The sequence below is a fragment of the Pseudomonas sp. 1176_21 genome (assembly GCF_052850635.1).
Window position 1 is genome coordinate 275116 of the sequence record NZ_VXCV01000007.1, and the last position, 23879, is coordinate 298994.

At 63.9% G+C, this 23879-nt stretch carries 14 protein-coding genes; 1 reads left to right on the plus strand and 13 read right to left on the minus strand.

The features are described from left to right. Positions 1-17 precede the first annotated feature (17 nt). Positions 18-5084, minus strand: a complete 5067-nt coding sequence (locus tag FW760_RS18335; RefSeq protein WP_446443920.1) for a hypothetical protein — start codon at positions 5082-5084, stop codon at positions 18-20. Between the two features lie 326 nt (positions 5085-5410). Here FW760_RS18335 and FW760_RS18340 point away from each other — a divergent pair, with 326 nt between their 5' ends. Continuing rightward, positions 5411-5764 carry a BON domain-containing protein gene (locus tag FW760_RS18340; protein ID WP_043863815.1) on the plus strand — a complete coding sequence of 118 codons (354 nt, stop codon included), beginning with the start codon at positions 5411-5413 and terminating at the stop codon, positions 5762-5764. A 136-nt stretch (positions 5765-5900) separates the two neighbouring features. Here FW760_RS18340 and FW760_RS18345 read toward each other — a convergent pair whose 3' ends face one another. From FW760_RS18345 to FW760_RS18400, 12 genes are all read right to left on the minus strand, one after another. Further along, positions 5901-8882 (minus strand): DUF748 domain-containing protein, encoded by a 2982-nt coding sequence (locus FW760_RS18345; RefSeq protein WP_446443921.1) that lies wholly within the window; start codon positions 8880-8882, stop codon positions 5901-5903. A 56-nt stretch (positions 8883-8938) separates the two neighbouring features. After that, on the minus strand, positions 8939-9955 hold the full coding sequence (locus FW760_RS18350; RefSeq protein WP_043863813.1) for a class I SAM-dependent rRNA methyltransferase: 1017 nt from the start codon (positions 9953-9955) through the stop codon (positions 8939-8941). Positions 9956-10014: 59 nt separating this feature from the next. Beyond that, positions 10015-10884, minus strand: coding sequence for an oxygenase MpaB family protein (locus FW760_RS18355; protein WP_446443922.1), 870 nt, complete (start codon positions 10882-10884; stop codon positions 10015-10017). Positions 10885-10917: 33 nt separating this feature from the next. Continuing rightward, positions 10918-12852, minus strand: a complete 1935-nt coding sequence (gene acs, locus FW760_RS18360) for an acetate--CoA ligase (RefSeq protein WP_446443923.1) — start codon at positions 12850-12852, stop codon at positions 10918-10920. A 132-nt stretch (positions 12853-12984) separates the two neighbouring features. Then, the gene (gene pgi, locus FW760_RS18365; protein WP_446443924.1) at positions 12985-14649 is read right to left on the minus strand and encodes a glucose-6-phosphate isomerase; all 1665 of its coding nucleotides are present in this window, start codon (positions 14647-14649) and stop codon (positions 12985-12987) included. A 103-nt stretch (positions 14650-14752) separates the two neighbouring features. Next, positions 14753-15610 (minus strand): pantoate--beta-alanine ligase, encoded by an 858-nt coding sequence (gene panC / locus FW760_RS18370; RefSeq protein WP_446443925.1) that lies wholly within the window; start codon positions 15608-15610, stop codon positions 14753-14755. Then, entirely contained in the window at positions 15607-16407 is an 801-nt protein-coding gene (gene panB / locus FW760_RS18375; RefSeq protein WP_043863808.1) for a 3-methyl-2-oxobutanoate hydroxymethyltransferase, read from the minus strand. The genes panC and panB overlap by 4 nt, the downstream gene beginning before the upstream one ends. Positions 16408-16657: 250 nt before the next feature. After that, positions 16658-17134, minus strand: a complete 477-nt coding sequence (gene folK / locus FW760_RS18380; protein WP_043863807.1) for a 2-amino-4-hydroxy-6-hydroxymethyldihydropteridine diphosphokinase — start codon at positions 17132-17134, stop codon at positions 16658-16660. A gap of 6 nt (positions 17135-17140) precedes the next feature. Next, positions 17141-18526: a polynucleotide adenylyltransferase PcnB gene (locus FW760_RS18385; RefSeq protein WP_043863806.1), complete on the minus strand. Its 1386-nt coding sequence runs from the start codon at positions 18524-18526 to the stop codon at positions 17141-17143. 697 nt (positions 18527-19223) lie between these two features. Then, positions 19224-20660: a sigma-54-dependent transcriptional regulator gene (locus tag FW760_RS18390; RefSeq protein WP_043863805.1), complete on the minus strand. Its 1437-nt coding sequence runs from the start codon at positions 20658-20660 to the stop codon at positions 19224-19226. A 22-nt stretch (positions 20661-20682) separates the two neighbouring features. Then, the gene (locus FW760_RS18395) at positions 20683-23637 is read right to left on the minus strand and encodes a sensor histidine kinase (RefSeq protein ID WP_162484883.1); all 2955 of its coding nucleotides are present in this window, start codon (positions 23635-23637) and stop codon (positions 20683-20685) included. Next, complete coding sequence (locus FW760_RS18400) at positions 23621-23797, minus strand: hypothetical protein (protein WP_003250005.1); 177 nt, start codon at positions 23795-23797, stop codon at positions 23621-23623. Before FW760_RS18400 ends, FW760_RS18395 begins: the two co-directional genes overlap by 17 nt. Positions 23798-23879 lie beyond the last annotated feature (82 nt).

Consider the following 23879-nt stretch of genomic DNA (forward strand, 5'->3'; position numbering starts at 1 on the left):
GGGCATTTTTTTTGCTTTCAGCCGGCAGCGCCGGCAAAGCGCCTGCGCCCCAGGTTGGTGATGATCAGGCTCAGCGAGTCGGCGTTGGCCAGGATCAGGTCGGTGCGTACCTGCGGATCGCTGTAGAACGCAGTGCGTGCAGCTGCCAGGGTGTTTGTCTTGCTTAGCCGAAAGATCGCGGGCAGGGCTCGTCCATCCTTTTTCCTGATATCTCTCCAGGTCTGGCTCGAGGTGTCGAAGGTTCTGAACAGCGCCTGGGCGGGGGTGTTGATCGAGAGCCCGTTCTGTTTGTAGCCAAGGATCGTCTGATAGGCGATACGCCCGCCCCGCGTGTGCTGGCTGATCTGGTCCGGGAAGGGGGCCGCGGCTTCCACGTAGGCGATATCCACGGTTCGAAGTACCTGGTGTGACAGCTCGTGTATCAGCGTCGTTGCTTGCTGGTGGGCGAGCAGCTCGATGGCCGGTGGCGTTGCGTAAATCGAAACGTCCCATGGCAGGGTGAACACGCGCTCGGTGAGAAAGATCCGCTTGCCGGGGTCGTTGTGGTAGGTGAAACCGTAGGTATCGCGCTGATCGGGCATGTTCATGCCCACCACGAGGCGTTTGGAGGTGACCGTGTCCATCGAGGCCGACAACAGCTCGTCCAGTATCCGCTGGGTATAGTCACGCAGCAGGCGTACTGTCTGGTCGGAGGGAGGGTGGTCGAACACTTTTTGCAAGATGCTCAGTGTCTCGGGCGGCAGGGGCGCCTGGGGCGAAGACAGGTTGAGGTTCTTCAGGCAGGTGTCCAGATAGTGGCGGCTCAAGGCATGGGCACGCAGTAGCATCTGGTACTTGGTCGGCTGGAGCGCGGCAATGTTCTTCATTCCCGAAGCCAGCGTGGTGTAGCGCAGGGATATGTCTTCGTTGGCCAGGGCCGTTTCGAAACTGCTGTAGGCCGCGCCGCCGCCACGCAAGCCTTCCTGCAGATCAACCTGCCACTGATTTCCCGTTCTTTGCAGCGTGGGCCCGAGTCGGCCCTGCTTGATGATCTGCCACTGCTGTGCTGGCTTGGCCACTTCATAGACGTGGCCCGCGATCACGCAATAGAAACGCTCGGTACCCGGGGCGAAATAAAGCCCCAGGGTGGTGTTGCGGACCATGTCCTTGAGTTGCACGTTCTGCGCCTGCAGGTCACTCAGCCGGTTGGGTACCAGGGGGTTGAGCAGTACCTCGTTCCAGGCAGGGTCCAGTTCCAGTGCAGGCGTGACGGGTGAAGGCTCGTCAGGTGTCTTCCTGCTCACGCTCGAGCCACCTGGGCGCATCATGACCAGGCCACTCAGGGCGGTGACGAACTCCGCAAGCGATTCGCCCCAGTTGTGCTGCAAAGCGGCGTTACCGGATGCCTGCAACCACTGGACACTCTGTAGCGAGCTGAGCATGGCTGCCAGCTTTCCAGGCAGGAAAAACGAACTCTGCTCGATGGCAAGGCCCATTACATAGCGCAGCACATTCCAGTATTCCTCGGCGGTAGTTACCGTGCGTGCCTTGGTCAGTGCCCGCAGGAATGCCACGTTCTCGGTGAACAGGTAGTCAAGGGCATTGCCTTCGATCTCGCTGCGCACCAGTTGAACCGCACCAGGGGTGGGCGAGAAATCGAACAGGTCCGATGAGGACCAGAACAAATGGGGGTGAAGAAAACCGTTGTGGTCGTATCGCGACTGCACCGTGTCGGGAAGCCGGTTCAGAATATCTCGTTGCAGCTCTGGGTCCGAGAGGATGGCACTGCGCAGTGCGCCCTGGTCCTTGAACTCGAGCAACATCTTGTGTGGCCGGTAGGCGCAGTACAACACCAGGGGCCCGTCCTGTTCGCCCTGCGGGCCGATCACATACATGCCCCTCACGGTATCGGGGGCGAACCCTTGCTCGGCCCGTAGCTGCAATTGGCACAGGGTGATCTTCCTGCCCTCGACCAGGTCGCGGGCGAGGGCATCCGGCTTGGCCAGCACATGGGAAAAGTAGTAAAGCGCCTTGGCCGATAGTTTGTTGTCCAGAAAATGCTGATACCCCTCTTCCATCAGGTAGGCGGTGGATACCAGCGTGTAGCGATGACGGCGTTCGAGGTAGTCGGGATCTTGCGGGGTTAACTTCTTCTCGAGCAGGGCACGGTATGCACTGGCCACGTCGAGGCGGTCGATCATGTTGCGGATGGTGGCTGCTTCCAGCGCTTCAGGTGCCATGCCTGGTCGCGTGACGCTGACCTTCATGCTTGTCGCTGTGCCGGTCAACCGGCTGTGGGTCAGGGCGTACTCGCTCAGTGTCTTGGTGGTGGTGGCCAGGTCCGAGGAAATCGGCGAGGGCGTCTGGCCGGGCATTACCGGGTTGGGGGTGAAGTGCGTGAAGGTGACGGTAATCAGGTCGGGATCGTCCGGTGCGCTCGGGTAATCCTGGGCGAGCCCTGCCTTGAGCTGCTGGTTGGCGAAGTCGTTGAGCGTTGGGATCGAGAACAGGTAGTTGAACTTGGGGTTGCTGACACGTGCGCAGGCCTGCACCAGTTGCGCGTAGTTTTTCATTTGCTGCGGTGTCGCGTTGCATAGCCATGCCGGTAGAAGGGTGCGCAAATACTGAATCTCGAGGCTGTCGCGTACCCGCTGCAAGGCCCCTTCGAACGGGTGCCTGGCGGCCTGGTTATCGATGAAGCGTTGCAGCAATGAGGTGCCGAGCCTGCTGCGCAGGGCATAGCCCAGGTAGTAACGCCGGGTTGCAGCACGAAAGCGTGCCGCACTGTGTTCAACAAACGCGAACAGCTCGCTTTGTTCGATGAGGCGAACGCTGGGTTGACTGGCACCTGGAAGCTGCGCCAGGGTGTGCCAGTTGCGCAGGTCTTCGGCGTTCACCAGGCTCAGCCACTGATGAAGCTTCTCCGGATCGTCGAATGCGCCGGTCATTTCCGAGCGCAAGGCTGCTTCGCTGCTGAATTGACTCAGTGGCTCCAGCGGTGACCAGAGCAACAGGCTGTCATTGTCGGCCGTTGCCCGCTGCAGCACGAATGCATCGGCCAGTGGCAGCAGCCCGGCCTTGCCGGGTACCGACAAGCTCAGGCTGTGCAGGCGAATGGCACTGTGCCCCGGCCGGTCCAATGCTTGCTGCAGCAGGTCGAGCAGCGCGTCATCGATCACGCCGTTCTCGCGGGCTTGCTCCAGTTCGATGCGCAGCAGCGCTTCGTACAAGCTGCGCATGCTCGTGAGCGGGGACACCACACTGTCCTTCAGGCGCAACCGACCCGTGTCGAACGCCTCGAGTTGTTCAAGGTAGGTCGAGGCAAAGCCCGCTTTAAGGGTGTCGATCTGTTGCCGGATCACGGGTGCCGACGGCCACGACAGTGGCAAGCCTTGCCGGTCCTGCACCTGCACCTGATCCTGCGGCGCGTGCTGGTTGCCTGTTTCGCCCAGCTGTTCGAGAAACCTGTCGACCACCGTGCCAGTCTTTTCTGCCCATTTGAGCTGGATGTCCAAGGGGTGCAACTGGCCGTCGCTGATGGCGTCGAGGCTGGGGGCAAGCATGTCCAGAACACAGGACTGCACCTTCGGCTGGGCGGTGGCCAGGGATTGAAACAGCTGATGCAGTGCCCTGGCACGGGTGAGGCGCTCTACCAGCGTAACGCTCTGGCTGGGTGGCACGGGCAGCCTCATGGCGACTGCTGGCTGTGCATCGGGCAGCCATCGACCGTTGACCCCCAGGTGGGTCAGGCGCCTGTCCACCAGCGCGCGCATGTCCAGTGCATCTTCGACCCCGGCCATGGCCGTGCTGCTCTGGGCACCGGGGAAGCGTAGTGCGTGGGCAAGACGCCGGTTGACCAGTGCGATCAGCGCATCAGCAAGTGCGAGGAACATCGGTTGGCCGACCTCGACCAGCCTGACCACAGGCGTCGCGCTGGTTTGCAACTGCTCCCAGTCATCGCGGCTGATCGAGGCGGGGCAAGCAGGTTGTGTGAGCAGGGCCTGGCAATGCCGTTCAAGGGCGGCCTGATCGGCGAAGTGTTGGAACCCGATTCGTGTGCTGAACAGGAACACCCCCTTGCTGGTATCGGTCGGTTGTTGCAGGGCCAGGCTGTCGGCCAGCAGCACCGTCCTACCCATGTCCTGAGCTGCTGGCACCAACGCCAGGCTACACACCCGCAAGGCGCCCAGGTCGGGGATCAGCGCTTCACGCAGCCATTGCAGCTGAGGGATGTCGATGCGTTGTTCATTGGCCGCTCGCAACAGCGTACGACAGTAGTTGTCGGCAAGGCCAAGTGCCAGGGCTTCGCGGTTATCGCTGCCCACGTCGTTGTCGACACTGCTCCAATAGCTTCGCAAGGCCTGTGCAAAGGCCCCCGGAACGGCCTTGGCAGTGCTGGCAAGGGCCTGCTCGCAGGCGAGCGGGTCGGGCGTGTCGTGCGTTGCGGTGCCATCGCGTACGAAACGGCGCTTCAGGTCGATGCCCAGCGGCTGGCCGCTGAACGCGTCCAGTGCAACATCGGCCAGGGCCTGCGTGCGCACCACGCTGGCGTTACTGGCAATGACCTGGACCCGTTGTTGCGCGATGTCGTCGACGCCCTCCAGCAGCGTCGAGAAGGCTGTGCTCAAGCAACTGTCGAGAGCACCGGTCAGGGTGGGCAGTTTGGCCAGCCCGCTGGATTGCCCCCGCAGCAGATCGATTTGCTGTTGCATCAGGTGGTGTGACCACCGGGTGAACACGGCATCGCTCAGGTTCACGAACTGCAGCGGTTCGCTCGGCACGCCCAGGTGAGTCAGCTGGGCCTGCAGGGCACTTTCAATTTGTTGCAGCGTGTTGAAGCCCTGTACGCCATGCAATGGGCTGTACAGGTAGGTCGCCTCAAGCAGCGGGTCGCGCTGATGAATGACCAGGCAATTGGCAGACAGTGGTTGCAGGTTGCCTGTCACCTCCACCCGCATGCTCGCCGGCAGGGTCGTTTGATCGGCCAGGCGACGCAGCCACCGCGCTTCGATGATGCTCAGGCTCAGGTCGCGCTGTGCGGTCTCCAGCGCGGTGATGAAGCCTGCGCGCAAGGTGCCGGGCTCAAAGTAGGGCATCACGATCATGGCGTTTCCTGCAGCGGGGGACCCGGTTCATCCGGCTCACGACGCCTGCCACGTTAGAGGGTGCCCTGTTGCAGGCAGTGGTACATATTGCAACGCCCGTTGGATTCCCGGGCATGGGTGCGGCGGTATTTTGTGAACATGCAACTTGCACGCGCATCCATTGCAAAGCATGCAATGTGCACGATGAGCTATTTTTTGGTTATTTTTAAGCTATTGATTTTTAAAGGTTTTATTTTTTATTCGGGTTGGCACAGCTTCTGCAATATCCCTGTTACCTGCTGCCAGGAATGACGGCGCAGACCTTTCGAAAAACAGGAGTGTCTCGTATGAAGAAGTTCGCTATTGCTGCTGCTACTGCCACCGCGCTGACCCTGACCATGGCTAACGCCGCCTTTGCAGCCCAACCTGCATCGCAAGCACCGATGATGCTGGCTGCTGGTGAAATGACCAAGGCCAAAGAAGAAACTTCCGATACCTGGATCACCACCAAGGTCAAAGCCGACCTGGTCACCGAGAAAGGCATCCCGGGTACCGACATCAAGGTCGAAACCAACAAAGGTGTGGTTTCCCTGTCCTCGACCACCGCGATCACCGAAGCGCAGAAAACCACTGCGGTGAACATCGCCAAGAAAATCAAGGGCGTGAAAGCCGTTTCGGCTGATGGCCTGAAAGCTGAGTAAGCGTTTCGCTCGCTGATCCTGACGGTTCATGCGAAAGGCCACACGGAGGTGGCCAACCCTAAAGCCCCGGCGCAGTCAGCCGGGGCTTTTCTTTGTGCGCTGGAACGCTGGCCTGGCGCCAGTGCTCCCGCCAGCCCTACTCGGCGTCCAGGTGCAGGGGCGAGATCACCCGGCCATCCGCTTCGGCCTGGCCCAGCGTGGCGTCGATGAAGTACACCCGGTCGTCTTGCAACTGACCCTTGTCGACCAGGTAGTCCTTGATGCTGCTGGCGCGTGCCTGACCGAGCTGGCGCAGCAGCACGGTGCTCTCGGCCCATGACTTGATCACCGCTTCCTGCAGCTTGGCAGTACGCTGTGCACGGTCCAGCTGCTCCCACTCGGCCGGTGGCTGCTGCTTGAGGCGGGTACGGTAGATGCCCTCGAGCATGGCCGGCTTGTCGCCATCGGGCACCTGCAGTTGCGAGGCCTGTGCCGGCACCTTGTCGCCGCGACGCTGAAGGATCTTGTAGTAGGTGCTCTGGTACTCACGATCCAGACGCTGTGCGGCAATCAGTGGCCCGTCGCTGCTCTGGGCGCTGGTGCCTTCGATTTCCAGGCGCAGGGCAGGGCGTTCCTTGAGTGCTGCCGCCAGCTTGTCCAGCGAGCCCTGGGCATCGCTGCTCAGCTCGCTTGAGCCGGGGGCGAAGGACACGGTGCCCAGGTCTTCGGACCCGCCACCACTGACCAGCCCGCCGATGAACTTGAACGGCGCCTGGGCGGCGCGCAGCACCAGGTTGCGCAGGGTCTGCCACACGATCGGCATTACGCTGAACTGCGGGTTGTTGAGGTCGCCCGACACCGGCAGCTCGATGGAGATCTTGCCCTCGGTGTCCTTGAGCAGCGCGATCGCCAGGCGAATCGGCAGGTTGACGGCGTCGGGGCTGTCGACCTTCTCACCCAGTTGCAACTGCTCGACCACCACCTTGTTCTCGGCCTTGAGCTGGCCCTTGGTGATCAGGTAGTGCAGGTCCAGGTTCAGGCGGCCCTTGCGAATCCGGTAGCCGGCGAACTTGCCCGAATACGGCGTCAGGGTCGTCAGCTCGACACGCTTGAAGCTGGTGGCGATGTCCAGGCTGGCCATCGGGTCGAACGGGTTGAGCGCGCCCTTGATGGTGACGGGCGCATAACGGTCCACCTTGCCCTTGATATCGACCTTGGCCGGGTGTGGCTGGCGGTTGTCGATGGTGCCGATCTGGCCGTTCAGCTGCTGGATGGCGGTAGCGAAGTTGGGCGTCAGGCTGAAGTCGGCGAAGTTGGCCGAGCCATCGTTGATGTCGATGCCACCGATACGGATACCCAAGGGCTTTTCATTGCTGGCCGTGCGCTTGCCCTGGGGCTTGGCGGCGCCGTTGGCCGGCTGCGGAATCAGCAGGTCATCCACGCTGGTGGTGCGGTCTTCGTTGATCATGAAGCGGGCATAGGGCTGCTGCAGGGTCACCTTGGCAATGCTCAGCGCATCGCCGTGGCGATAGTCCAGGCCGTCCACGTTCAGTTGCTGCCATTTGACGAAGTCACGGCCCTTGATGGTGTCCAGGGTATGCAACTGATTGACCTGCGCCTTGCCGGTGACGCTGAACGCCAGCGGGGCGGTGTTCTTCAGGTCCACGTTCAGGTCGCTGCCGAGCATGCCGCTGCGCAGCTCCAGGCGAATGAACGGGCTGATGTAGGCCTGGGCTACCCGCAGGTCGATGTCCTGTGTGCTGACCTTGAGCCGGGCGCTGACCGGTGCCAGGTTGACCTCACCCGATGCCTGCAGCTTGCCCTGGCGGCCGACGCCGCTGTCGAGCTTGAGGGTGAAGGGGCTCTTGTTGAGGCTGTCGAAGTTCTGCAGGTCGAGGTTGAGCGGGCCGACATCCAGCGCCACCGCTTCTTTCTGCGAGCGATCGGCCAGATGAACCTGGTAGTTGCGCAGTTGCACGTCGCGCAGCAGCACCTGCCACGGCTTGCCGGGCGCGGCCTTGGCGCTGGCTTCCTGCGGCGCGGGCCCGGCAGTGGCCGGCTCGGCCTTTTCCTTGGGGGTGGCCTTGGCAGGCTGGCTGGCGAAGAGTTTTTGCCAGTCGAGCTGGCCGTCGGCTTCCAGGGCAGCCCAGGTTTCCAGCTTTTCACTGCGGATCTTGCCGACCGTGACCAGCTGTTTGGCCAGGTCGACCGTGGTTTCACTCACGTCCAGTCGGGCCAGGCGGGCCAACGGGCGACCGTCCGGGGCCTTGATCGCGAAGGGGGCGATGCTGAGCGAGGCGTTGTCCAGCAGCAGCTCGGTTTCCTTCGACAGGTTGAGCTTGTAATGGGTGTCCAGGTTGAGCACGCCGTCTTCAAGCACCAGCGGCAGGGCGTCGCGCACGTACGGCCACCACACCTTCATCTTGCCGTCGGTGACCTTGAGGGTGCCTTCGGAGGCGATCGGTACCAGGCTGATGGTGCCGGCCCAGTCGATGCGCCCGCCCTCTGGCCCGGCGGCCACCAGGGTCATGTCGGCGTTGTCGTCGGGCAGGGTGCTGAGGTTCTTCAGCTCCAGGTTCATCGAGTCGTAGAGGAATTCGATCGGCTCGCTCGGGCGCAGGTCCTGGAAATGCAGGTAGCCCTCGCTCAGCTTGATGCTGCCGATGCGCAGCGGGAACGGTTCGCTTGCCGGTGTCTCGGCCTTGGGCTCGCTGGGCGGCAGCTTGAACAGCTGGGTCAGGTTCAGGCTGCCGTCCTTGGCGAACAGCAGCTCGGTGCGCGGCTTGTCCAGCTCGACGGCTGCCAGGTGCAGCGCACCGGACCACAGGCTGTCGAGCTGCAGGTTGGCGTAGAGGCGTTCGAAGCCGACCTGCTCCTTGCCGGTCTCGCCGATCTGCAAGCCCCATAGTGTCAGCTCGAGGCTGAACGGATTGAGCTCGATACGCTGGATGTGCGCCGGCACGGTGGCGTAACTGGCCAACTGCTGATTGGCGATGCGCAAGGCTACGCCAGGCAGGATCAGGAAACCGAGGAGGCTGTACAGGGCCAGGCCGGCCAACAAGGCGCCGAGGGCGCGTTTCAATCCTTTGGGCATGTGCGGCGTCGTCTGTCTAGAGCGGGAGTGCTTGGAGTATGGCACGTTAATTCGGTTCCGAAGGTAGTCCGAAATACCGGACTACCTGCGGTTTTTTCCACTTACAGCTGCAGGATCAAGCACTTCAGGGGCGGCTGTCCGTCCAGTGACGGGAAGTCGTCTGCCGGCTTGAGCACCTGCCATTCCCGCACCGGGCGGCCGATCTTCTGTGCGCAACGCAGTACCTGCTCGCGCCAGTCGTCGAGGCCAACCTTGGCCAGGTTGTTGCAGCAGATCAGCACGCCGCCTTCGGCCGTGCTCAGCAGGGCGGGCTTGAGCAGGCTCTGGTAATCACGCAGCAGGTCGACGGTGCCGAACGCGCTCTTGGCCCAGGCAGGCGGGTCGAGCAGTACCAGGTCGAACTCGCGCGGCTCCAGGCGCGGGTAGGCCGGCAACTTGTGCCCGCGACGCTGGCTGACCGGCAGGCCTGCCAGCTGGCGAATGGCCGGAAAGTAGTCGGACTGAATGAACTCCATGGGCGCCAGTTGCGGGTTGAGTGCGCCGTTCTCGCGGCCAACGGCCAGGTTGCCTTCGGCGAAATCCAGGTTGCACACCGCGCTGGCACCGCCGGCGGCAGCGCTCAGGCCTACCCCGCAGGTATAGGCGAACAGGTTGAGCACGCGTTTGCCGGCACTGTGTTGCTTGACCCAGCCACGGGCATTGCGCAGGTCCAGAAACAACAGCGGGTCCTGGCCGGCATGGCGACCGCGCACGCGGTAGTTCAGGCCCCACTCGTGACCGACCAGGTCGGCCAGCGCGGCCTCGCTGGGCTGGTAGACCGGGTCGCGCCGGTCGATGCGGCTGTTGCCCTGGGAGCGGTCGTTGTACACCAGCAGCAGTGGCAGGCCCAGTTCGCGTTCGATGTGCCCATGCAGGTCCAGCAGGGCATCGCGCTCGAGGGTGTGGTGAAAGCTCTGTACCAGCAACTGCGGGCCATAGCGGTCGACGGTCAGTCCGCCCGCGCCTTCCTGGCTGCCGTGGAACAGCCGGTAACAGTCGGTGCCCTGGGCGTGCAGCTCACTTAGAAGCTGCTGGCGGGCGTCGAGGGCGGCGCGCAGCGCCTGATTCAAGGAGGACATGCACGTAGCCTTGGTTTGCGGGCGTGCAGTTTAACAGCAGGTGGGTGCCTTGCACCTGTTCAGGCGCAGCCCACTCGCCGCCTGGCCCGGTGCAGCGAACTGTCGCGCATGGCCCAGCGCAGCACCGGCGCCGTGCTGTCGATGCCCAGGCCTACCAGCCGCCGCTTGAGCGGGTTCGGCGTGCGCTCGAGCAGTTCGCCGGCCCAATCGGGCAGCAGGTTGATCCCAGCCTGCATCATCAGGTTGGCCACCGGTTTGGCCAGGCGGCTCGGCGCCGGGGCCTCCAGCAACACACGCACCACTTCGCGGCTGCGCTCGTCGCATACCAGTTGCGGGCGCATGGCTTGCAGGTAGTGCGCCACCGCCTGGCGCGAACGCGGCACGTTGCGAGCCCCCAGGCGTTCGGCCACCAGGGCGATCTCGGCGTAGTAGGCGTCCTGGTCGGCCAGCGAGAGGTGCGGGTTGCGGTAGCGCAGGTGCGCGGCCATGAAGCTGCTGACTTCGGCCACGTGCACCCAGGTCAGCAGGTCCGGGTCACTGGCGGCATACGGGCGGCCATCGGCCGCGGTCCCCACCACCTGCAGGTGAATGGTGCGTACCTTGTCGATCAGCCATTCGGCGTCGCGGGTGGAGCCGAAGGTGGTGCCGGAGATGAACTGGCTGGTGCGGCGCAGGCGGCCGATGATGTCCTGGCGAAAGCTGGAATGGTCCCACACCCCGGCCAGGGCCAGCGGGTGCAGCACCTGCAGCAGCAAGGCGCTGATACCGCCGATGAGCATGCTGGGGAAATCCCCGTGCACCTGCCAGCTGATGCTGCGCGGACCGAACAGCCCAGGGTCGCCCTTGGGCTGTTCGAGGTCGAGTTGGCCCAGGGCCAGGCCCGTAAGGCTCAGCAACTGTGTTTCGATACGGCGGCGTAGCGCTTCCATGGGTACCTTGAGGCACCGTCGCCGCGGTGCCGTTCATTGATTCAGGCGTTTGTCGATCAGGCCTTGGACCACGCTCGGGTCGGCCAGGGTCGAGGTGTCGCCCAGGTTGTCCAGCTCGTTGCAGGCGATCTTGCGCAGGATGCGGCGCATGATCTTGCCCGAGCGGGTCTTGGGCAGTGCTGGCGCCCACTGGATCAGCTCGGGTTTGGCAAAGCTGCCGATCTCCTTGCTGACCAGCGCCAGCAGTGCCTGCTTGAGGTGGTCGTCCGGGGTCACGCCGTTCATGGGCGTGACGAAGGCATAGATGCCCTGGCCCTTCAGGTCGTGAGGGTACCCGACCACGGCGGCTTCGGCGATGCTGTCGTGCAACACCAGGGCACTTTCCACCTCGGCAGTGCCGATGCGGTGCCCGGACACGTTGATCACGTCGTCGATGCGCCCGGTTATCCACAGGTCGCCATCGGCATCGCGGCGCGCGCCGTCGCCGGTGAAGTAGTAGCCCGGCAGGGGTTTGAAGTAGGTGTCGATCATGCGCTGATGATCGCCGTATACGCTGCGGATCTGCCCCGGCCAACTGGCCTTGATCGCCAGCAGCCCGCTGCCGGGGCCCTCGATCAGCGCGCCCTTGTCGTCCAGCAGCACTGGCTGCACGCCGAACAGCGGACGGGTGGCGCAACCGGGCTTGATGTGGCGGGCGCTGACCAGCGGGCTGAGCATGATGCCGCCGGTCTCGGTCTGCCACCAGGTGTCGACGATCGGGCAGCGCTTCTCACCGACCTTCTCGAAGTACCATTCCCAGGCTTCCGGGTTGATCGGCTCGCCCACGCTGCCCAGCAGGCGCAGGCTCTTGCGCGAGGTACCGTCGAGCGGCGCCGAACCTTCGCGCATCAGTGCCCGCAGAGCGGTGGGGGCGGTATAGAAGATGTTCACCTGGTGCTTGTCGACCACCTGCCAGAAGCGCGAGGCATTGGGGTAGTTGGGCACGCCTTCGAACATCAGGGTGGTGGCGCCGTTGGCGAGCGGGCCGTAGACGATGTAGCTGTGGCCGGTTACCCAGCCGACATCGGCGGTGCACCAGAACACCTCGCCGTCGCGGTAGTCGAACACCACCTTGAAGGTCAGGGCGGCCTGCAGCAGGTAGCCGGCGGTGGTGTGCAGCACGCCCTTGGGCTTGCCGGTGCTGCCGGAGGTGTAGAGGATGAACAGCGGGTCTTCCGCATCCATCGGCTCGGGCGGGCAGTCGTCGCCCACCTGGCTGATTGCCTCGTGGTACCAGAGGTCGCGGGCTTCGTTCCAGTCCACCGGGCCGCCGGTGCGGCGTACCACCACCACGCTGCTGACGTCCGGGCAGCTTTGCAGGGCCTTGTCGACGTTGTTCTTCAGGCCAATGCTCCTGGCGCCGCGCACGCCTTCGTCGGCGGTAATCACCGTGCGGCAGTCGGCGTCGAGGATGCGGTCGCGCAGGGCGTCGGGGGAAAAGCCGCCGAACACCACCGAGTGAATCGCGCCGATGCGGGTACAGGCCAGCATGGCGAAGGCAGCTTCGGGAATCATCGGCATGTAGATGCACACCCGGTCGCCCTTTTTCACCCCGCGCTGCTTGAGCACGTTGGCCAGGCGGCACACCTGCTGATGAACCTGGCGGTAGGTGAGGGTGGTGGACTGCTGCGGGTCGTCGCCTTCCCAGATGATCGCCGGCTGGTCGCCGCGCTGAGCCACGTAGCGGTCCAGGCAGTTGTAGCTGACGTTGAGCTTGGCATCCTTGAACCAGGTTGCCTGGCCCGTGCGCAGATCGCTCTGCTGAACAGCCGACCAGGGGCTGATCCAGTCCAGGCGCCTGGCTTGTTCGGCCCAGAAGGTGTCGGGATCGTCTACGGACTGGCGATACAGGCGCTGGTAGTCGGCCTGGGAGAGTTGTGCCGCCTTGCTGACGGCATCGGCTTCGGGGTAGTCGCTGATATCGAACATTGGGGGGCCCTTTCCTGTTGGATAGGTGTCGCTCCCATCGCGGGCCAAGCCCGCTCCCACGCGGTGTGCATCGTACCTGTGGGAGCGGGCTTGGCCCGCGATGGGGATAACAACATCCCGACAGTGTAGCCCTTAGCCCCGGTGACGCCCGCGGAAGTAGTTGATCAGGCCCTGGGTCGAGGCATCTTCGGCCGGCTCTTCGATACCGCCGGTCAGGCGCTGGTACACGCCCTTGCCCAGTTCCTTGCCCAGCTCCACACCCCACTGGTCGAAGGCATTGATGCCCCACACCACGCTCTGCACGAACACCTTGTGCTCGTACATCGCCACCAGCGCGCCCAGGCGCCGCGGGCTGATACGCTCCACCACCAGGGTGTTGCTCGGACGGTTGCCCGGGATCACCTTGTGCGGCGCCAGGCGCTGCACCTCGGCTTCGGCCATGCCCTTGTCGCGCAGCTCGGCCTCGGCCTCGGCGCGGGTCTTGCCGAGCATCAACGCCTGGCTCTGGGACAGGCAGTTGGCGTACAGCCACTGGTGGTGGTCGGCCACCGGGTTGAAGCTCACCACCGGCACGATGAAGTCGGCCGGTATCAGTTGGGTGCCCTGGTGCAGCAACTGGTGATAGGCATGCTGGCCGTTGCAGCCCACGCCGCCCCAGATCACCGGCCCGGTGTCGTGGTCGACCGGGGTGCCGTCCTGGCGCACGCTCTTGCCGTTGGACTCCATGTCCAGTTGCTGCAGGTGCTTGGTGATGTTGCGCAGGTAATGGTCGTACGGCAGGATCGCGTGGCTCTGGGCGCCCCAGAAGTTGCCATACCACACGCCCAGCAAGGCCAGCAGCACCGGCATGTTCTGCCCGAACGGTGCGGTCTGGAAGTGCTGGTCCATGGTGTAGGCACCCGACAGCAGCTCCTTGAAGTTGGCGGTGCCGATGGCCAGGGCGATCGGCAGGCCGATGGCCGACCACAGCGAATAGCGTCCGCCTACCCAGTCCCACATCGGGAAGATGTTCTCTTCACGGATACCGAAGGCCACCGCAGCGGCCTTGTTGCTCGATACGGCGATGAAGTGCTTGTACAGCTCGGCTTCCGAACCACCCTGGGCCAGGTACCAGACCCGAGCCGCCTGGGCGTTCTTCAGGGTTTCCAGGGTATTGAAGGATTTGGACGACACGATGAACAGCGTGGTCTCGGCACGCAGCTTGGCCGACAGCTCGTGGAATTCGCTGCCGTCGATATTGGCCAGGTAGTGGCAGCGCACGCCGCGCTGGGCGTAGGGCAGCAGGGCCTCGGAGACCAGCTCCGGGCCGAGGAACGAGCCGCCGATGCCGATGTTGACCACGTCGGTGATCGGCTTTTCGCTGTAGCCGCGCCACAGGCCGTCGTGGATGCGCCCCACCAGCTCGGTGACCTGATTCAGCACCTTGTGCACGTCGGGCATGATGTTCACGCCATTGACGCTCAGCTTGTCGCCCACCGGGCGCCGCAGCGCGGTATGCAGGGCCGGGCGGCCTTCGGAGGCGTTGACGATTTCGCCGGCAAACAGCGACTTGATCGCGTCCTGCAGGCCCACTTCATTGGCCAGCCCCACCAGCAGGTCGCGGGTCTGGTGGTCGATGAGGTTTTTCGAATAGTCCAGAAACAGCCCGCAGCTGCTCAGGCTGAACTGCTCGAAGCGCTGCGGGTTGGCGTTGAACGCATCGCGCATGCTGAAGCCCTGCATGGCGCTGCGGTGTTGCTGGAGCGCCTGCCAGGCGGGCAGCGTAGTGACATCGTGGGGGGTGCGGTAGTACGCCATCGCTGCAGGTTTCCTTGGTACGTGAACTGCCTTTGACACTGGAAAGACGGGCCCGTTTCCAGTGTGGCAGGTTAATTGCCCGGCAGCCCGGCCGGGTGCGTTGTCACTGTTCGTCGAGGTTCAGGTGCAGGTTGTCGATCAGGCGCGTGGCGCCCAGTACCGCTGCCACCAGAATCACCAGGTCGCGGTCGTTCGCCCCTGCCGGGCGCAGGTTCAGCGCCTGACGGATTTCCAGGTAGTCGGGCTTGAAGCCGGCCTCCACCAGTTGTTGCCGACCTTCGGCGATCAGCACCTCGAAGTCACGGCGGCCCTGGCCGATTGCCTGGGCGATCCGGCTCAGGGTGCGGTAGATCGTGGGCGCAGTGGCACGTTGTGCGTCGGTCAGGTAACCGTTGCGCGACGACAGGGCCAGGCCGTCCTCGGCGCGCACGGTCGGCTCGCCGATGATCTGGATGGGCAGGTTGAGGTCGCGCACCAGCGCGCGGATCACCGCCAGTTGCTGGAAGTCCTTCTGGCCGAACACGGCCAGGTCGGGCTGGACCATGTTGAACAGCTTGCTGACCACCGTGGCAACACCCTCGAAGTGCCCGGGACGGCTGGCGCCACACAGCCCTTGGGACAGGTGCGGCACGCTGACCAGGGTCTGGGCCGCCATGCCGTCGGGGTACATTTCTTCGACGTTGGGGGTGAACAGCAGGTGGCAGCCGGCCTGCAGGAGTTTTTCCTGGTCGGCGGCGAGGGTGCGCGGGTACTTGTCGAGGTCTTCGTTGGCGCCGAACTGCAGCGGGTTGACGAAGATGCTCGCCACCACGAAATCGGCCCGCTGCGCGGCCTTGGTCACCAGCGCGGCATGCCCGCTGTGCAGGTTGCCCATGGTGGGCACGAAGCCGATGCGCTTGCCCTCGCTGCGTGCGCGGGCGACCGCAGCGCGCAGTTCAAGGATGGTCTTGACGGTATTCATGCGCTGAACCCATGTTCGGTGCCGGGGAAGGTCACGCCCTTGACGGCTTGCACGTAGGCACCGAAAGCACCGGCAATGTCGGGCTGGCCAAGCATGAAGTTCTTCACGAACTTGGGCACGCGCCCGCTGAGCGACAGGCCGAGCATGTCGTGCATCACCAGTACCTGGCCATCGGTGGCGCTGCCGGCACCGATACCGATGACCGGAATGGTCACGGCCTGGGTGATTTCCGCCGCCAGCTCGCTGGGCACACATTCGAGCAGCAGCATGGCTGCGCCGGCCTGCTCCAGGGCGATGGCGTCGGCGCGCATCTGCCGTGCCTGGTTCTCCTGGCGGCCCTGGACCTTGTAGCCGCCCAGGATGTTCACGGTCTGCGGCGTGAGGCCCATGTGCGCACACACCGGCACGCCGCGTTCGGCCAGCAGGCGAATGGTCTCGGCCAGCCAGGCGGCGCCCTCGACCTTGACCATGTGCGCGCCGGCCTGCATCAGTGCGCCGGCATTGGCGAAGGCCTGCTCGGTGGTGGCGCAGGCCATGAAGGGCAGGTCGGCCAGAATCAGCGCACCCTGGTTGCCGCGCTTGACGCAGGCGGTGTGGTAGGCCATTTCGGCGTTGGTCACCGGCAAGGTGCTGTCATGGCCCTGCAGGACCATGCCCAGGGAGTCACCCACCAGCAATATTTCCACGCCGGCCTGACTCGCCACCTTGGCAAAGGTCGCGTCATAGCAGGTCAGCATGGTTATTTTCTCGCCCTTGGCCTTGAGGCCTTGCAGGGTGGTCAGGGTTACTTCTGGCATGAAAGGAATCCTCGTTCAGGCGCTGTGAAAAACGACTGCGTACAACGCGTGTATTCATCTACTGGAACAGCACATCATCGATTGTGGTGTTTGGAGTACAACCCTGTTCCAGGCCTATATACGCCTTATGCGGCGCCGGGGCGCTGCGGGACGCCTATAGTCGTGAGCACGAAGACTGAAGTCAATTACCCTGTTACCGCATTGTTACGAAGGCGCTGTTACGGGCGTTACCGCGTGGGGGAGCGCCCAGTTACAGGCGCTCGAGGCCAACGAACGGGCATTCTGCCAGCCATTGCGCGAGGGGGCGCTGGTCGGGCAGGCAGAAGTCGCCGGGCACCAGCTCTGCCAGGGGGTACAGCACGAACGGGCGGGCGTGCATGTGATAGTGGGGAACCTTCAGGCGCGGCTCGTCGAGCACCTGATCGGCATACAGCAGGATATCCAGGTCCAGGGTGCGTGGGCCCCAGCGTTCCTTGCGTTCGCGGCCCTGGTCGGCCTCGATGGCCTGCAGGGCATCGAGCAGCGCCAGCGGCGCCAGCGAAGTATCGAGCGCCGCAACCGCGTTGGTGTAGCGCGGCTGGCCAGGCGACAGCGAGTCGCTGGCGTAGAACGACGACACACCGGCCAGTTGCGAACCCGGCAACCGGCCCAGCGCCTCGAGAGCGCTGCGCAGTTGCTGTTGCGGGTCGGCCAGGTTGCTGCCCAGGCCGATGTAGGCACGCACCATACGGCGTTACTCGCCTGCGCCGTCGGCGCGCTTGCGCTTGCTCGGGCTGCGCTTGCGTTTGCGCGGGCCCGCGCCGGCGCCGTCGTCGCGGCTGCCCAGGTCACGGATCATGTCGCGGCGCTCGCTGTCGTTGCAGTCCTGGTAGTCGGTCCACCATTGGCCCAGGCCGTCGGTTTCCTCGCCCGCGCTTTCGCGCAGCAGCAGGAAGTCGTAGCCGGCGCGAAAACGCGGGTTGTCCAGCAGCAGGTCGGCACGTTTGCCGCTGCGCCGTGGCAGGCGCTCCTGCATGTCCCAGATCTCGCGGATCGGCATCGTGAAGCGCTTGGGGATCGCAATGCGCTGGCACTGTTCGGCGATCAGCTCGTGGGCGGCTTCCTGCAAGGCCGGGATCGGCGGCATGCCACGGCTCTGCAGGCGCAGGGCACGCCCTGGCAGCGCCGGCCAGAGCATGGCGGCGAACAGGAAGGCCGGGGTGACCGGCTTGCCTTGCTTGATGCGCAGGTCGGTGTTGATCAGCGCCTGGCTGATCAGGGTGTGGGTGTAGGTCGGCTGGTCTTCCAGCGCCTGGGCACTGGCCGGGAACAGCGGGTCGAACAGTTGCAGGTCGACCAGCATCTCGAAGGTGTCGGCCGCATAGCCGGACAGGAACAGCTTCAGGGTTTCTTCGAACAGGCGTGCGGCAGGGATTTCGCGCAGCATCGGGGCCAGCTCGCGGATCGGTTGCACGGTGTGCTTTTCGATACCGAAGTTGAGCTTGGCCGCGAAGCGCACGGCCCGCAGCATGCGTACCGGGTCTTCCTGGTAGCGCTGCACAGGGTCGCCGATCAGGCGGATCAGACGGTTGCGGATATCGTGCACGCCGTTGGCGTAATCGAGAATGCGCTCGCTGACCGGATCGTAGTACAGGGCATTGATGGTGAAGTCGCGGCGCTGCGCGTCTTCTTCCAGGGTGCCGTATACATTGTCACGCAGGATGCGCCCGCTCTCGTTGCGTGAAGAGGTGTGGCTGTTCTCTTCCTCGACCTCGGGATGGTTGGCGCGGAAGGTGGCGACTTCGATGATTTCGCGACCGAAATGGATATGCACCAGCTTGAACCGCCGGCCGATGATCCGGGCGTTGCGAAACTCTGCACGGACCTGTTCGGGGGTGGCACTGGTGGCGACGTCGAAGTCCTTGGGGGTAATGCCCAGGAGTTGATCGCGAACGCAACCGCCGACCAGGTAGGCCTGGTAGCCTGCGTTCTGCAGGCGCTCGACGATGTTCACCGCGTGGCGGCTGAACTGGCCACGTTGCAGTGAATGCTGGCCGCTATTGATCACTTCGGGCGTGGTGCGAATGTGGTGCTGGCCACGCACGGTAGGACGGAATGACTGGAACAACTTCTTCAGCATGGGATGCACTGTTTGAAGGAATGTTCGGCCAAAAACGAAGAATGGCCGCATGATGGGCGGGGATTCTAGCATTTACTCGAAGGATGGTGTAGGCGGGTGCATCGGGCGGGCTGAAAGCCGGAAACTACAAGGGGAGCCGAAGCTCCCCAAGAAGTAGTTGCATGCTCTTATTGTTCTTTTGCCGGGCTTCTTGTTTTTGTTGAGTGCCCTACCCACAAAACCGCAAGGCTTGTGGGTGTTCTCCCTAACCGGGAGTCAAGAGCAAACGGATTGCTTTGGTCGCTGAGGTTGCAGTGATCATGCGATCCAACCAGTTCAGGCCCTGCTTGAGTGCAGTTTTTGTTGTTCTCTGCCTGGTTGTGGGGCAAGCCCCAAATACAACTCCTCTCCAAAAGAATCAGTTAGCTGCGCCTCCGCCGTCTTGTTCTTATTGTGCGTGAGCCGATTCGTCTTATTTTTATTGTCTTTTGCAGTGCTTGTTATTGTTCTTGTACCGAACATATAGCAGGTGCCGTGCCAACTTTTGCAAACCCCAGTAAAACAAGGGGTTAGGCGGTTTTGGGGGCGTCTGGCGGGCATAAAAAAACCGGGGATTCGTTACCGTATGCCCCGGTTTCTGTTACGTGATCAGCGTGAGGTAACATTTTTTTCACACGCCCTGGTGTTACCTGCCGGTAACACCGGTGCGCGTGCTGGTTCAGCTTTCGCTGGTGGCCCCGCTCTTGCGCCGCGGGATACCCAGGCGCTGACGACGTTCCCACAGGCATTTGCGGCTGACACCGAGCTTGCGGGCCAGCTCGGTCTCGGTCATGTGGTCCTGGTGTTCGAGTACAAAGTGCTGGAAGTAGTCTTCCAGTGACAGGTCTTCGGTCGGTTCGTGGCTGGTGTTGCTGGCGGCGCCACCGGCAGACGGCAGGCCGGCGAACACGTCATCGTCTTCCAGGTCGGCCAGCTCGATGTCGATGCCCAGCAGGTCGGCAGAGATTTCCGGGCTTTCGCACAGGATCACCGCGCGCTCCACGGCGTTTTCCAGCTCTCGCACGTTGCCCGGCCAGGAGTAATGACGAATGGCCTGTTCGGCGTCATGGGCGAACTTCAGGTCGTTGCGCCCGATGCGTGCGCTCTGGCGGGCGAGGAACGCATTGGCGATCTCGTTGACGTCGGCGCCACGCTCGCGCAGGGCGGGAAGCTTGAGGGCGATCACGTGCAGGCGATAGTAAAGGTCTTCGCGGAACTGGCCGACCTTGGCCAGGTTCTTCAGGTCGCGGTGGGTGGCGGCAATCAGGCGCACATCGACCTTTTGCGATTGCACCGAGCCCACTCGTCGGATCTCGCCTTCCTGCAGTACGCGCAGCAGGCGGGCCTGGGCTTCGAGCGGCAGTTCGCCGATCTCGTCGAGAAACAGCGTGCCCCCGTCGGCCGCTTCGACCAGGCCGGCACGGCCGGCGCTGGCGCCGGTGAACGCGCCCTTTTCGTGACCGAACAGCTCGGACTCGATCAGGCTTTCGGGAATCGCCGCGCAGTTGACCGAAATCATCGGCGCCTTGGCCCGGCGTGACAGGTTGTGCAGCGCGCGCGCCACCAGCTCCTTGCCGGTACCCGATTCACCCTGGATCAGTACATTGGAGTCGGTGGGCGCGACCTTGCGGATCTTGCCGTACAGGTCCTGCATCGGCGGGCACGAGCCGATGATGCCGATTTCGCCATTGGCATTGCCCGGCTTGTCCGCCGGGGCCGCCTTGGCGCCGGCGCTGCTGCGCTCGGCAGGGGCGGCGGGGGCGTTCTGGCGGTCGCGCAGGATGCGGGCGACGGCCTGGAGCATCTCGTCGTGATCGAAGGGCTTGGCGATGTAGTCCACTGCGCCCATCTTCATCGAGTCGACGGCCGAGCGCAGGCTGGCGTAGCTGGTCATGATCAGCACCGGCTTGCCTTCGCCCAGCTTGATCAGCTCGGTACCCGGTGCGCCGGGCAGGCGCAGGTCGCTGACAATCAGGTCGAAGCTCGGAATGCTGAAGCGTTCCTGGGCCTCCTGTACCGAGCCGGCTTCGCTGACCTGGTACTGGTTGCGTTCGAGCAGGCGACGCAAGGCCGAGCGGATGATGGTTTCGTCTTCGACGATCAGAATATGCGGCATTGATTCAATTCTCTCGACGGTCTCAGTTCACAGCGGACGTCGCTACGACATGACGCGGCAGGGTCACACGGATCCGGGTGCCACGCTGGCTTTGAGTATCGGCCGGGCTGTCGATGGTGATTTGTCCATAATGCTCTTCCACGATGGAATAGACCAGAGCGAGCCCCAGCCCGGTGCCTTCGCCCGGATCCTTGGTGGTGAAGAAGGGTTCGAACAGCCGGTCCATGATGCTCTTCGGAATGCCGCTGCCTTCGTCCTCGACGATCAGGTCGACGGTGTGCTCGCTGGCTTCGCTCTTGACCCGTACCGCCGTGCCGGCCGGCGATGCATCGCGGGCGTTGGACAGCAGGTTGATGAGTACCTGCGCCAGGCGCTGCGGATCGCCGTCGACCCAGTGCTCGGGGTCGCACAGGTTGAAGAACTGTACTTCGAAATTGCGCCGGTTCAAGGCCAGCAGACCGATGGCATCCTGCGCCACTTCGGCCAGGCACACCGGTTCGTCACTGTGCTGGTGGCTGCCGGCGTGGGCGAAGCTCATCAGCGACTGGACGATGCGCGAGATGCGCTTGGTCTGCTCCAGGATCTGGCTGCTCAGTTCGGTGATCTCGCCGTCGTCCTCGCGCTCTTCACGCAGGTTCTGCGCCAGGCAGGCGATGCCGGTGACCGGGTTGCCGATTTCGTGGGCGACCCCGGCGGCCAGGCGGCCGATGCTGGCCAGGCGCTCGGAGTGCACCAGCTTGTCTTCGAGCATCTGGGTTTCGGTGAGGTCTTCCACCAACAGCACCAGGCCGCTGTTGCCCGGTGCCAGGGGCTCGTCGATGGCCGCCTTGTGCAGGTTGAGCCAGCGGGTCTGCCCGTCCAGGCCCAGGCGCTGCTTGTGCAGGTGCTCGTCGGGCACGTTGATGAACCCCAGCAACAGACCGCGCCAGGGTTCGCCGATGGTGGTCAGGCGCGAGCCGACCACACGCTTGGCGGGGATGCCGGTCAGCTCTTCCATGGCCCTGTTCCACATCAGGATCTCCTGATCCTTGGCCAGCGAGCAGACGCCCATGGGCAGCTCCTGCAGGGTCTGGCGGTGGTAGCGGCGCAGGGCATCGAGCTCGGCGGCCAGGCCGGTGAGGCGCGAGTGATAGTCTTCCAGGCGGCTCTCGATGAAATGGATGTCTTCGGTCACGTAGTTCTCGCTGCCCGACTTGTACGGCAGGAAGGTCTCGACCATGTCCTGTGCCACGCTGGGGCCCATCAGGCCCGACAGGTTGGCCTCGATGCGGTCGCGCAGGCGTCGCAGGGCGTACGGGCGGCGTTCGTCGAAGGGCAGGTACAGGTCGCGCAGGGCTTGCTCGACTTCTTTCTGCGCGGCCTTGGCGCCCAGCGGCTTGGCCAGCTGGGTGGCGAATTCCTGCGGCGAGGCGGCGTGCAGTTCGCGCCGTTGCGGACGGCGCACGTTATCCACGGCGCAGGCCTCGGCGGCGGCGACTTCCTCGGCGCTGGCGTTGCTGAACAGCGAGATCAGGGTGAACAGCAGCACGTTGGCCGCCAGCGAGGCGATCGCCGCCATGTGCCAGCTGGTGTCGTCGAGCACATAGATCATGTTCAGCAGCGGAATGTAGAAGCCCTGCAGGTTGCCCACCAGCGGCAGCAGCATGGTCACCATCCACACCAGGATCCCCGCCAGCAGGCCGGCGATGAAGCCGCGCCGGTTGGCGGTGGGCCAGTACAGCACCGACAGCACGCCTGGCAGGAACTGCAGGGTGGCAACGAAGGCGACGATGCCCAGGTTGGCCAGGTCCTGCTGGGCGCCGAGCAGCAGATAGAAGCCGAAACCGGCGGCGATGATCGCCACGATCAGCGCGCGGCGCGTCCATTTCAGCCAGCGATAGATGTTGCCTTCGGCCGGCGGCTGGTACAGCGGCAGCACCAGGTGGTTCAGCGCCATGCCCGACAGCGCCAGCGTAGTGACGATGATCAGCCCGCTGGCAGCGGATAGCCCGCCGATGTAGGCCAGTAGCGCCAGGGCCTGATTGTTGGCGGCGATGCCCAGGCCCAGGGTGAAGTATTCCGGGCTGGTGCTGGCGCCCAGCTTGAGCCCGGCCCACAGGATCAGCGGTACCGCCAGGCTCATCAGCAGCAGGAACAGCGGCAGGCCCCAGCTGGCGCTGACCAGCGAGCGCGGGTTGAGGTTCTCGGTAAAGGCCATGTGGTACATGTGCGGCATCACGATGGCCGAGGCGAAGAACACCAGCAGCAGGGTGCGCCACGGGCCTTCCTGCAAGGGTGTGTGCAGCGCGGCGAGGGCGGTCTGGTTCTGCAGCAGCCACACCTCCAGCTCGTGCGGGCCGCCGAACACCCCGTACAGCGCATACAGGCCGATACCGCCCAACGCCAGCAGCTTGACCACCGACTCGAAGGCGATGGCGAACACAAGCCCTTCGTGTTTCTCGCGGGTGGCAATATGGCGTGAGCCAAAGAAGATAGTGAACAGTGTGATCATGGCGCAGAAGGCCAGGGCCACGCGACTCTTGACCGGCTCGCCGGTGAGGATGCTGATGGAGTCGGCCACGGCCTGGATCTGCAGGGCCAGCAGCGGCAGCACGCCGATCAGCATGAAGATCGTGGTGAGGGCGCCGGCCCAGGTACTGCGAAAGCGGAACGCGATGAGGTCGGCCAGCGACGAGAGCTGGTAGGTGCGGGTGATCTTCAGGATCGGATAGAGCAGCACCGGGGCGAGCAGGAATGCACCGGACACTCCCAGGTAGCAGGCCAGGAAACCGTAGCCGTACTGGTAGGCCAGGCCGACTGTACCGTAGAAGGCCCATGCGCTGGCGTACACGCCCAGCGACAGGGTGTAGGTCAGTGGGTGGCGAATGATCGAGCGCGGGATCATGCCGCGCTCGCTGATCCAGGCCACGCCGAACAGCACCAGCAGGTAGGCGGCGCTGATCAGGATCATCTGGGTCAGGCTAAAGCTCATCGGCATCACGTTGGCTCTGCAGGATAAAGGTCACGACGATCAGGATCAGCCACAGCAGGTAGGGGCGATACCAGGCGCCGGTGGGTTCGATCCACCAGTCCATGATGGCCGGGGAGAACAGGTAGATCCCCACTACCAGAAGCAGGACCAAGCGATAGATGTACATGCGGGCCTCGTTGGCTGTGGACGCTGCGTGCCTGGGCTTATTATTGGCGCAAATCGGCGTCGATGGTAACGGAAGGGCCGGT